The 369-nt window shown below is 38.2% G+C and carries 2 protein-coding genes; both read right to left on the reverse strand.

Translation table 11 applies throughout. The annotated features are described in order from the left end of the window. Positions 1-80, reverse strand: an 80-nt coding sequence (locus BMG01_RS11145) for a helix-turn-helix domain-containing protein (RefSeq protein ID WP_143471347.1), incomplete at its 3' end; no start/stop codon positions are given. Positions 81-169: 89 nt separating this feature from the next. Next, the coding region (locus BMG01_RS10830) for a DDE-type integrase/transposase/recombinase (protein ID WP_143472311.1) at positions 170-369 on the reverse strand (200 nt) is incomplete at its 5' end.

A 369-nucleotide genomic window follows, 5' to 3' on the forward strand; every position in this document is an offset into this window, starting at 1 on the left:
CGCGCAATGGCACGAACAGAATAATTCAATTCGAGTAAAGTTTGAATGACAGTGCGTTCTTGAGATGATAAACTAGTCATGAGTCGCAGTTCCTTTATGGTTGTTTTAGACAATTACCATTAAAGGCGCTGCGGCTTTTTTATTCAAGTGTTCGGTTTAATTTTACAATCTACCGTGAATAAGAATGTTTCAAGCCATAATTTTGGCATTTAATATTAAACTCAGCACTCGTGTATTGTGATCCCATATCTGAATGAATAATGAGTGGCTTTCGATGCTTATCTAACGCCATCTGTAAGGCACTTGTGGCTAGCTCGGCTGTCATTGTATCGCCAATTTTATAGCCCAATACTTTTCTCTTCTCAGGAT

Origin of the sequence: Leuconostoc sp. BM2 (assembly GCF_002095565.1) — a bacterium.
In the GTDB taxonomy this organism is placed as follows: Bacteria; Bacillota; Bacilli; order Lactobacillales; family Lactobacillaceae; genus Leuconostoc; species Leuconostoc falkenbergense.